Origin of the sequence: Gluconobacter kondonii, assembly GCF_002723995.1 — a bacterium.
GTDB classification, from domain to species: Bacteria; Pseudomonadota; Alphaproteobacteria; order Acetobacterales; family Acetobacteraceae; genus Gluconobacter; species Gluconobacter kondonii.
The window spans coordinates 28,972-39,623 of sequence record NZ_BEWP01000020.1; the positions used below are offsets into that span (position 1 = coordinate 28,972).

At 58.4% G+C, this 10,652-nt stretch carries 12 protein-coding genes; 4 read left to right on the plus strand and 8 right to left on the minus strand.

The features are described 5' to 3' along the window. Positions 1-152 precede the first annotated feature (152 nt). Together GKO01_RS13870 and GKO01_RS15820 are read left to right on the plus strand one after the other, a co-directional pair. Complete coding sequence (locus tag GKO01_RS13870) at positions 153-488, plus strand: hypothetical protein (protein WP_099287545.1); 336 nt, start codon at positions 153-155, stop codon at positions 486-488. A gap of 398 nt (positions 489-886) precedes the next feature. Continuing rightward, positions 887-1,462, plus strand: coding sequence for a hypothetical protein (locus tag GKO01_RS15820; RefSeq protein WP_145994781.1), 576 nt, complete (start codon positions 887-889; stop codon positions 1,460-1,462). Positions 1,463-1,756: 294 nt separating this feature from the next. Here the strand turns inward: GKO01_RS15820 and GKO01_RS13885 are convergent, their stop codons facing one another. The 7 genes from GKO01_RS13885 to GKO01_RS16060 all read right to left on the minus strand — a co-directional run bounded on the left by GKO01_RS13885 (position 1,757) and on the right by GKO01_RS16060 (position 9,184). Continuing rightward, a complete protein-coding gene (locus tag GKO01_RS13885) occupies positions 1,757-4,897 on the minus strand; it encodes an error-prone DNA polymerase (RefSeq protein WP_099287548.1) in 3,141 nt (1,046 codons plus the stop codon). 3 nt (positions 4,898-4,900) lie between these two features. Further along, positions 4,901-5,140, minus strand: a complete 240-nt coding sequence (locus tag GKO01_RS13890) for a hypothetical protein (RefSeq protein ID WP_099287549.1) — start codon at positions 5,138-5,140, stop codon at positions 4,901-4,903. Then, positions 5,140-6,669 (minus strand): Y-family DNA polymerase, encoded by a 1,530-nt coding sequence (locus GKO01_RS13895; protein WP_244901482.1) that lies wholly within the window; start codon positions 6,667-6,669, stop codon positions 5,140-5,142. Before GKO01_RS13895 ends, GKO01_RS13890 begins: the two co-directional genes overlap by 1 nt. Continuing rightward, positions 6,554-7,345, minus strand: coding sequence for an ImuA family protein (locus tag GKO01_RS13900; RefSeq protein ID WP_099287551.1), 792 nt, complete (start codon positions 7,343-7,345; stop codon positions 6,554-6,556). The genes GKO01_RS13895 and GKO01_RS13900 overlap by 116 nt, the downstream gene beginning before the upstream one ends. 430 nt (positions 7,346-7,775) lie before the next feature. Next, entirely contained in the window at positions 7,776-8,072 is a 297-nt protein-coding gene (locus tag GKO01_RS13910) for a chromosome partitioning protein ParB (protein ID WP_099287552.1), read from the minus strand. After that, positions 8,069-8,731 (minus strand): ParA family protein, encoded by a 663-nt coding sequence (locus tag GKO01_RS13915; protein WP_099287553.1) that lies wholly within the window; start codon positions 8,729-8,731, stop codon positions 8,069-8,071. Before GKO01_RS13915 ends, GKO01_RS13910 begins: the two co-directional genes overlap by 4 nt. A gap of 252 nt (positions 8,732-8,983) precedes the next feature. Next, entirely contained in the window at positions 8,984-9,184 is a 201-nt protein-coding gene (locus GKO01_RS16060; RefSeq protein ID WP_167383502.1) for a hypothetical protein, read from the minus strand. Here GKO01_RS16060 and GKO01_RS15825 point away from each other — a divergent pair. Beyond that, a complete protein-coding gene (locus GKO01_RS15825) occupies positions 9,183-9,560 on the plus strand; it encodes a hypothetical protein (RefSeq protein ID WP_145994782.1) in 378 nt (125 codons plus the stop codon). The two genes, GKO01_RS16060 and GKO01_RS15825, sit on opposite strands and share 2 nt — an antisense overlap. After that, positions 9,557-10,315, plus strand: a complete 759-nt coding sequence (locus GKO01_RS13925) for a phosphoadenosine phosphosulfate reductase domain-containing protein (RefSeq protein WP_244901483.1) — start codon at positions 9,557-9,559, stop codon at positions 10,313-10,315. The genes GKO01_RS15825 and GKO01_RS13925 overlap by 4 nt, the downstream gene beginning before the upstream one ends. A gap of 57 nt (positions 10,316-10,372) precedes the next feature. On the opposite strand, the gene GKO01_RS16615 is transcribed toward GKO01_RS13925, so the two are convergent. After that, positions 10,373-10,630, minus strand: coding sequence for a transposase (locus GKO01_RS16615; RefSeq protein WP_099287554.1), 258 nt, complete (start codon positions 10,628-10,630; stop codon positions 10,373-10,375). Between the last annotated feature and the right edge of the window lie 22 nt (positions 10,631-10,652).

Consider the following 10,652-nt stretch of genomic DNA (forward strand, 5'->3'; position numbering starts at 1 on the left):
AACGACCATATGGCATTCCAGCTCCAGCAACAGCGATTCTTACGTCATGTTGAGATCGTAACGACAGGTTGAATCCTTTTTCTCGTACGTCCTCTTTTTGGTCGTATGATGCGAGCAGACGATAATCGCCTGCATTAAAGTGGAGCAAACGAATGACTGACAAGCAAACGACCGGAGAAGAATCATGGGACTATCCTCCTCATGAGAATTGGGGGAACGCGGCTCAGATATTGAATGACAAGGGATGGTTCTCCGAATATTCTGGCGTACCCTTTTTTGCGCGAGCGTTTATGCGCAAAAACCGGGAGAAAATCCTCCACAAGTTGGCGCAAGACGCCGACCTTAAGGCCGGCTCCCTCTCATATCTGGAGACAACCTGGTCTGGGGCTGCTGGTTGGGCAATTTGTCATCAAGATTTTTACTCCTCTGAGGCCGCCGAGATAAAACTGGAGGCTGAGATACGGGAGGGTAACAGGGATGACCTGTGACAAGCAGACGACCCAAGATCGCAATTCAACCATCAAGACTTTTTACCACGCGACAAACTTCGAAAATGAGCGAAGTATTCGACGGCAGGGACTTATTCCCAAGGCACGGAATTACGTGCCTTGGGCCGAAGAGCCCAGGGTTTGGTTATCAGACGATCGAGACCACATTTACGGCGATATTATCTATAAGATTATCATGGACGTGGAGCGTGAGGGGGGGAAGCTAACGCCTACTGGTATGGTTGGAAACGGGAGGGGTGGGTATCCAGAATGGGCGTATGACGGAAACATTCCATTTTCTAGCCTTACCGAAATTTATCGGAGAAGTGATACCGCTCGCGCACCGCAACATGGTTTTATAATGCGAACGCTCAAGCGTTTATTTGGGGAGCGCGAGCGTGACGACTGACAAGCAGACGACGAATTATCACTCGGAGTTTTTAACCGCATATGAGCGGACAAAAAATTTGGGACTAAATTGTCCTCCGTTCACATCAGAATTGGCCGGGAAGTTATGCTCACCGACGTTTTTGAGAGAATTTCCTTATTTAATACGAGACAATACCAACGTGTTGTCGCCTGCTGATTTGGCGCATCAATGTTTATACGTCAATTTTTTGATAAAAGATATCATATCAAAGCGCCTTAACTGTGAAGTTTACTACACTATCGGATGGATAGATTGTGATGATGGCGATCCAATGTATAAGTTCGATGACGAATATATTTCGACCGCTCTTGCACATTACGGTTCAACGCGGGGGGCTTTGAAAGTGCATGCGTGGTTAACCCTCCCTACTATGGAGGTAATTGATCCTACGCTGGCGACGTCAATCGCCCTCGTCCAAAATAAGCCGAATGGGCTTGGCGGAGTGATCGCTGGAAAAGCCGACGATCTTCAAGGCTTTAGTTACAGGCCGATGTTGATCGGCATGGATTTCCTAGTGCGAACCGGTGGCATGGTAGTGGCTTGATAGGTGAGATGTGGTGGAAGCCGATAAGCCATTCAGGCGCCAGTGCGCAGCTTGACTGGAACTGATGATGAACGATACGGCAGACGCATTCTATGTCGGAGATCAACTTGCGTGTGTCTCAACTAACCGTATAGCCTGTGGATTTATGGACAGCCGTTCCACGGTCGCTCGCGTCCTGTTGGACAGCCCTGTCGGCTGACCACAGGGCGCGGCTCTGCCCACAACTCCACAGGTTCAACATCAACATAAGGCTTTATATTCTTAAAAGAAGATTGGCCGATCCGGTGTTGTCCCCTACCGAAAGTCCCGTGCCTTCAACAGCTCCGATCCCTGAAGCAACGGCGTTCTGTCTTCCAGGCTGAGCACAACGACATGGATCACCTCGCCTTCCTTTTGCAGCCTCCCCTTACAGGCCAGCAGACGGGACGCGAGAAGAGGACGGCGGTGTTTCTCCTGCACATCCTTCCAGACAATCAGATTGGCCGTACCGGTTTCGTCTTCGATCGTGACGAACATGGTGCCGTTGGCCGTCCCTGGCTTCTGCCGCATCAACACCAGTCCGGTGAGCTGGATCCGGCGTCCGTCCCGCAGATACGGAAGATCCCCGCAACGAACGATCCCTTCTTTTCGCAGGCCCTCTCGGAGAAACGCGACGGGATGCCCGTTCAGACTGAGTCCCGTCGCCCGGTAGTCCTCATGCACTGAGGCCCGCTCTGACATCTGCGGCAAGGCAATCTGAGGCTCGATCACTTCCGGCAGCGGAAAGTTCCGCCCCCGATCCGCCGCCTCAAACAGTGGCAGGGCGGTATCCGCCAACGCCTTGATTGACCACAGGGCAGCTCGACGCATTTGTCCGAACACCCGAAACGCATCAGCCTCCGCCAGACATTCCAGGGCCGAGACCGGCACATCCGCACGGCGCCAGACATCATCAATACTCTCATAGTCCGGCATCCGGGCCGCAATCAGGGCCGCGCCGTGTCCGTTTGCCAGTCCCTTAACCATCCGAAAGCCCAGCCTGACCGCCGCGTGCCGTCCGTTCCGGCCGCGCTCCAGTGTGCAATCCCATCGGGAGGCGTTGATGCAGATCGGCCGGACCTCGACCCCATGGCGCTGTGCGTCCTGAACAATCTGCGAGGGCGCATAAAATCCCATGGGCTGGCTGTTCAGCAGGGCGGCACAGAACACATCCGGGTAGTGACACTTCATCCACGCCGAGGCATAGGCAATCAGGGCAAACGACGCCGCGTGGCTTTCCGGGAAACCATAGCTGCCAAAGCCTTCGAGTTGCGCGAAGGTCTGTTCAGCAAACTCCTGCTCATAGCCATTGGCCAGCATCCCGTTGACCAGCTTATCCCGGAACGGTGACACCCCACCTGTCATTTTGAATGTTGCCATCGCACGGCGGAGCTGGTCCGCCTCGCCTGGCGTGAAACCCGCGCAATGGATTGCCACCTGCATGGCCTGCTCCTGGAACAGGGGCACCCCCAGTGTTTTCCCCAGGATCCCGCGCAGGGTCTCGGACGGGTAGGTGACAGGCTCCAGTTTCTCCCGCCGCCTCAGATAAGGATGGACCATGTCGCCTTGGATCGGCCCCGGCCGGACGATCGCCACCTGAATCACCAGATCATAGAAGGTCCGGGGCTTCATGCGTGGCAGCATCGACATCTGCGCCCGGCTCTCGATCTGGAACGTGCCAAGCGTGTCCGCCTTCTGGATCATGCGATAGGTCTGCGGATCCTCGGCCGGGATCGCGGCGAGATCCATCCGCGTCTGATACACGGTGTGCAGCAGCTCAAATCCGCGACGCAGACAGCCGAGCATTCCCAAGCCCAGAACGTCCACCTTCATGAACCGCAACACGTCGATGTCATCCTTGTCCCAGACGATGATCTGCCGCCCGTCCATGGCGGTGGGCATCAAAGGGACGAGTTCATCCAGGCGATCCTCGGTCAGCACAAATCCGCCCGGATGGGTGCCTAGCTGGCGCGGAAAGCCGAGAAGCAGGCGCGCGAGATGGAATGTCAGGCTAAGGCGGCGATCCTTCAGGTTCAGGCCAAGATCGGCCGCACGCGCCTTGCACAGATCGGGATCCGCGAGAGACGAGGCGATGTGTTTTGAAAGCTGGCCGGTCAGATCCTCCGGCAGGCCCAGAACCTTACCCACTTCCCGCAACGCGCCTTTGGGCTGATAGCGCTGCACGGTCGCGCACAGGGCCGCGCGGTGGCGGCCGTAGTGTCGGTAGATCCACTGGATGACCTCTTCGCGGCGGTCACTCTCGAAATCCACGTCAATATCCGGGGGCTCCTGCCGTTCGGCCGAGAGGAACCGCTCGAACAGCAGACCTGAGCGAACCGGATCAATACTCGTGATTCCCAGGACGTAGCAGACGGCCGAGTTCGCGGCAGATCCCCGCCCCTGACAGACAATCCCAAGCGAGCGGGCATGGCGGACAATGGTATTCACGGTCAGGAAATACGGCGCGTAGGACAGAGAGCCGATCAGCCTCAGCTCGTGGGCAATCTGCGTCTCGACGTCAGGCGGCGCCCCGGCCGGGTAGCGACGCGGCAGTGCGGTCTGGACCAGGCGTGTCAGGGTGTCCTGAGCGCTTTCGCCTGTGCGCTCGGTTTCGGTCGGATACTGGTACGTCAGGTCATCGAGACTGAAGGCGCAGGCCTCGGCAATCCGCCGCGTGTTGGCCAGAGCGTCCGGAAAAGCAGCGAACAGGCGTGCCTGCTCTTCGGGCGCTTTCAGATGGCGGTCGGCGTGAACGTGACGGCGGTTGCCGAGAGCATCGACGGTGCAGCCTTCCCGGATCGCCGTGACGACGTCCTGAAGAACGTGCCGACGTGCATCATGGTAGAGCACATCTCCCGTCACAACGCAGGCCAGACCGTGGGCCGCACTGAAGGCTGCAAGCGCGTGAAGCCGCGCCAGATCTCCAGGCTGGCGAAGCATGGTCAGAGCGAGAAACCGGCTCTTTTCTTCGCCTGCCCTTTGTCCCGGCAGATCCAGCAGGCTCTGAACGTGCCCGGGAAGTGCTGCCAGATCCTCGGGCGGCAACAGGATCAGGACGAGGTCCGGGGCCGCTGTAACGAGATCCTCCCATCCCAGAAGGAACACGTCCCGCTCGCCCCGATGATGGCCAAGGGTTAGGAGCTGACACAGACCCGCCCAGCCTGCGCGATTGCGGGGATAGGCCAGAAGCGCGCTGCCATCGCGCAGAGCCAGACGGCATCCGGGCAGGAGACGCAGACCGGCCTCGCGCGCCGCCAGATGGGCGCGGATTACTCCGGCTACAGTGTTCCAGTCGGCAAGACCGATGGTGTCATAGCCCAGGGCTTTCGCCTGGAACATCAGTTCATCCGGCTGGCTGCCGGAGCGCAGGAATGAAAACGAAGACGTCACCTGCAATTCGACATAAGGCGCGCTCATGGCTCAGCGCCTGTGCGGATGCGGATGCGGGTGCCGGCTGCTGTCAGGCGCGTTGCTGGTCGGCGCGCGCATGACCACGAATCCCGAGCGTTCGAGATAGGCGACCAGCCGTTCGGACACGAGACGGGCCATCAGCTCGGCGGCATCATGCGTGCGCCTGCGTCCGTCGTAACAGAGTGCGTGCATCAGGACTTCCGCCACGTCCGAGGTGCTGGCCGGGATCAGATCGTCACGGGCATCCATCAGAAGATCCCCTGAAGAAACCACGCGCCTGACCCGGACCAGTCGTGGGTTCCGTCGCCTTTGCGAAACAGCCACAGGCGCAGGCCGGTCGTGGTCTCGACCTGCCAATAATCGCGGATGGCGCCATAGTTATCGGTGGTCTGCCACCATTCACCCAACAGACGTTCGGGGCCATCGGCCGCCGCGACGCGATGCGTCTGCCGCTTGAGGACGAACTGGCGGGGCGCACCGTCCGGGAGCAGGGCGGTGACCTGCACCCGGACGGGCAGATCGAACAGAATGTTCGGTCGCGCCCAGAGCATCTGGCTCGCGTTCGTGGACTCTGCCACGTCGCCGGGAGAAATGCGAGATTGTCCATCTTCGGGCCAGGCAGAAAACCGGGGTGCGAACTGCTGGACCGAAACAACCCCCGGACGGTTCAGCAGCCGGTCGATCAGAGTGGCCGGGAGGCCCGTTTCAGAGGATCCAGCTTCGTCCGGCAGGACAGACCGCTCAGCCCCGGCTTCGAGCGGTTCGTTTGCGCTGACGGTCAGGATGACGGTTTCAATTCCAAACTCGGGCGCGATTTGCGGGATATGGTCTCCCAGCAGGCGCATCAGACGTGTCACGTCAGCCGTCGGATCGGATGTCCCCACGCGGATGGCCTGAATGGATCCGTCCACGCGCACGCAGAGAAAGTCGAGCTGCCGCGCCCCCTCCCCGCGCGCCGTCAGCTTTTCGCAGACAACTGGCACAAGTGCGGCAATCACCGTGGCAATGGCGTCCGGTGTGCTGATGGGCTCGACCAAAGACCGGGTCAGGGAAATCCGGTCCGCAGGTTGAAACACGCTGAGCGGACTGGCCTGCCGTCCGAGAGCCTCATCGAGACAGGTGAGAAGCTGCGCCCCAAATCGCCTGGCCAGAGGCGCGCGAGGGAGGTCTGCAAGGGCGCCAATGGTGGTCAGGCCGAGCCGTGTCAAACTGGCCAGTGTTTTTTCCGGCAGAGGAAGTTCTGAACAGGGCAACGGATGCAGAGCCTGTTTCTGCTGACCGGGAGGCACGAGACAGATCTGGTCGATCCCCGAGCGGGCCAGGGCGCGTGAGGCAGCGGCCGTATCGCTCAGCGCCACGGAGCAGGAATGCCCCCTCGCCTTCAGGCGTTCCCTGACGAGATCCAGCATGGCCGCTTCACCGCCGTACAGATGGGCGCATCCGGTGGTGTCGCTGTAGAGCCCGTCCGGAGCGTCGAATGCGGGCAGCGGCGACAGCCAGATCAGCCAGGAGCAGAGATCGGTCAGCGCTGCCCTCTGTGCTTCGGCGTCCTCTTCTGCCGTCAGAAGATCCGGAACCAGGGAGCGGGCCTGTGCCAGCGGCATTCCGGGTGTCAGTCCGGCCGCGAGCGCAGCCGGACTGACACCGGTGACGGCGTGACGGTTATGTGCCAGCGCGTGCACAATGAGTGGCCTGTCGATCGGGAAGTCTCCCGGGCGGGAAAGCTGGAGGCGCTCGGTGCGCCAGAATGGCATCCAGAGAGCGAGAAAGCGGCGCATGATCGGTGCAGTCGAGGATCCAGTGAGCAGGGCGGCCTCCCCTCACCCGCAGCAGCGCGGCAGAAAGGCGTCGGAAACCGGGAAGTGGCATGGCCAGTCCCGGAAGTCTTTGAGGCGACGAGGGATGAGAGAGGATCCGCCACCGCGTGGCGCACGCGCAGGGATCTTTTCCAGGAGCTTGGGCGAGAGGTGCAGAGCGCAGGAAAAAGCCTGTGTTCCCGCTCGCCTCCACAGCCAGATTGAGGCGGCGGATTTCCTTGAGCGTTGGGACGTGACGTCCTGCGATCACGGCTAGAGCGCGTTCTGGTCCACGCAAGATGTCTTCGGCGACCGACAGCAGGTTGTCCGGCTCCGTTTCAATACAGGCCAGATGGTCCAGTGAAACACTGGACTGATGCAACCCGCAGGCGTTCAGTTCGGCAGGTGTGTCACTGATCCAGAAGACCGGCCCCCTGCCCTCTTTCAGGATGGGCAGCAGCATGGCGAGACTGGCTCCGATTTCCAGAGGATCGGAGATCAGGAAGTCATGCAGGCTACCCGTTTTGAGGCCGCCGCCGAGATGCTCATCGACGGCAGAATGCCCGGTAGGCAGCGTGTCAGTATGGGAATGAGAAAGGCTTCGACGCTCCAGGCGTCGGACCTGCTCGCGCAGTCGCGCCACGGCGTCCGTTGTCATCTTTGTTCTCCTTAACCAGAACATAAAGAGAACAAATATTTTATGATTGCAAGCGTTTTCCAAATTACCCGATAAATTATATTACCGGGTTTCAATAAAAACCGGATAAACCATCAAACCGGATTATTTTCTTTATACAGCTTCCATGCGTCTTCTATGACAACGCCTGGGTAACGCCTCGCCTAGTTGCTTCCTCAGCGATTTCGTCAGAGACGTTGGGAAATACCTTAGCGTGTAGTTTTCCTGTTCGAGGACTGGGTAGGCGTCCTCTACGTTTCGCTGGCTCTCTAGCTACGAAACCATGATCCGCAGCTACGCGATCAACTTGTTCGACATCGGCGGCGAAGGCGGCTTTTTTTCGCGCGATCTGAGCTTTCCAAATTACCCGATAAATTATATTACCGGGTTTCAATAAAAACCGGATAAACCATCAAACCGGATTATTTTCTTTATACAGCTTCCATGCGTCTTCTATGACAACACCTTGGGTAACGCCTCGCCTAGTTGCTTCCTCAGCGATTTCGTCAGAGACGTTGGGAAATACCTTAGCGTGTAGTTGTCCTGTTCGAGGACTGGGTAGGCGTCCTCTACGTTTCGCTGGCTCTCTAGCTACGAAACCATGATCCGCAGCTACGCGATCAACTCGTTCGACATCGGCGGCGGAGGCGACTTTTTCGCGCGATCTGAGCTTTCCAACATCAATCGCAAAAGGCTTTTTTTCGGTCATTCTGCCGCTCCTGTAAGGCGTCGGTACACAGCTTGTGCAAAGCCATCGGCGTTTTCGATCGCTGCCACAATGTTACCTTGTGGCGGGATCGAATGAAGATCTCCACCGAACTCGAAAAGAGCGGAAAATGCAGCACGCTCCATTAAAGGCGGCGTAATCACGTCCACGCCTGAGTCCCTTAGTGAGGCTTCAATGCCTGAATGCTGTTTGGAACGAATTGCTCGTGTCATTGTAAAAACAACTGAGTGAGGAATCTTGCGCCCTAAAGACTCTTCTTCCTCCGCTACTAGGGCAAGGGCTCTTGCTCCTATCGTAGCGTCTAAGGTTGTCGCTCGCATGGGTGTTAAGACCAAATCTGCTTGAGAGATTGCGCGTGAAACCAATCTTGACGCGACGCCTTCCAAATCGACAATGACAATTTTTCCATCAGCATCATGCCTTTTGATCGTCTTTATAATGTCGCTTTCGGAGACCCTAGTTATCAGGCTGATTCTGGGTGGCTTGGGCGCGCGGTCAGCCCATAAAGTCAGCGCTTCGTTCGGGTCGCAGTCTAACAGAGTTACCTCTGCGCCGTAGTGCGCAAGCTGGGTTCCCAAGATAACAGCAGTAGTCGATTTTCCAGCGCCGCCTTTGGGGGACGCGATAGCAATCACAGGCATAATGTTCTCCGCTCAAAGACGCTGTGCTGATTTGTGTTCGTAGTCTTGCTCTAGATTTTAGTAAACCGGATAAATGTTAAAATCGGATAAGAACGAATATCCGGTAAGCAATATAACCAGATAAAACATTACAGGAACGCATCCTACTCGCCTCAATTCACTCAGAAAATGACGGACTGGGAGGCGAGATCAGACCTATAAACCGTCTAAATAAAATATCAGGTAATATAACAAACCGGATAATTAAAAAAATCAGATAACGAAAAAGGGAAAAAGCTGGCTGGGATCTGCCCAGCCAACAACAGGTGGGTCAACGCGTGTCCTCGCCACGCTCGCCGTCTGCGCGTGGCTGCGGGCCGCGTTGATCCTGCCGCTGCGCGGCACTGTTGCAGTCTGAACAGCTCCCAGCCGGACGCGACGATGTTCAAAAACCAGAAATGGATCGAGCATCATGCGCCGTCATTACCTTCCCTACGTCCCAACGCCACGCGGTCGGCCGCCCATGCGCTGGACCGATACGCAGGAACCCGTATCCTGCCGCAAGTGCAATGAGCACTGGGCTGGCGGCGATCCGGCTCTGACGATTGCCTGCACGGGCTGCAACGCGCCAGCCCATGAGCCCTGCCGTCGCAGTGCGGGCGGTAATGAACGGGTGTGTGCGTGCCGGGATGAGGCGGCCACCCAGCTTGGACTCCTCTCACGCTGCGAAGGCCTGAGCTGGGACAACCGGCACGTCAAGCCGCTTCTCCTGCGGGACGCTCCGATCGCCAGTGCCCTGATGTGCCGGTCTGTCGGGACAGGTGCTCCGGTGAGCAGGTTCGTGTCATGACGCCGGATCTGACGTCGTATGACAGTATCATCGTGGCCGTATCAGGCGGGAAAGACGGCACCGCCTGCCTTTTCGCCCTCCTTGAGGCTGGTGCCCCGACGGGCCGCCTGGAACTGTGGCACCACGAGGTGGACGGGCAGGGGCCATCCTTCATGGACTGGTCCTCCACCACGCCCTATGTGAGCGCGCTGGCGCAGGATTTCGGACTGCCGCTCTATCGCTCCTGGCGAGAGGGCGGCTTCGAGCGGGAGATGCTCCGCAATGCCGCTCCGACAGGCCCGGTTCTTTTCGAAAGCCCAGACGGTCTGATCCGCGTGGGCGGGCAGGGGCCAGATGGAACCCGCCTGCGCTTTCCCCAGGTCTCCGCCAGCCTGACGACCCGATGGTGCTCCAGCGTCACCAAGATCGACGTCGCCGACCGCGCCCTACGCGGCCAGGAGCGCTTCCTGAACCGGCGCACGCTGTTCGTGACCGGTGAGCGCGCAGAGGAAAGCCCAAACCGTGCCCGCTATGCCGCTTTTGAGCCGCACCGCACGGATACGCGGCACGGCACGCGCCGCCGCCGTCATGTCGATCACTGGCGGCCTGTCCACCAATGGAGTGAGGCGCAGGTGTGGGACAGCTTGAAGCGCTGGAAGGTGATGCCCGCGCTGCCATACCGCATCGTCTTCTCCAGACTGTCCTGTGCCACCTGTATTTTTGGCGATGCGCGGCAGTTTGCAACGATCCGCTGGCTCGATCCTGCCCGCTTTTGAGCGTTAGGGCATAAGCGTTCCCTATTATGTTCATAAACTGATGTCGCACAGAAAGTACTAGGTACCGTTGACAAGAGATTCAATCCAAAGCCTCGCGGCGGCGATATTGAGGAAGCTCATGAAGGACAAGGCGGTTTTGTCGTAGCGGGTTGCAATACGCCGCATCTGCTTGAGTTTGTTGAACATCCGCTCAATGCGATTGCGGTCTCTGTAACGCCGCCAGTCTGTTTTCTGTGGAACTGCGGCCTTTTCGTGAGGGAATAACCGGCAGGATACCACGGAGCAGCAGATCCTGGCGGAACCAGTCGCTGTCATAGCCCCGGTTGGCCAGCATGGC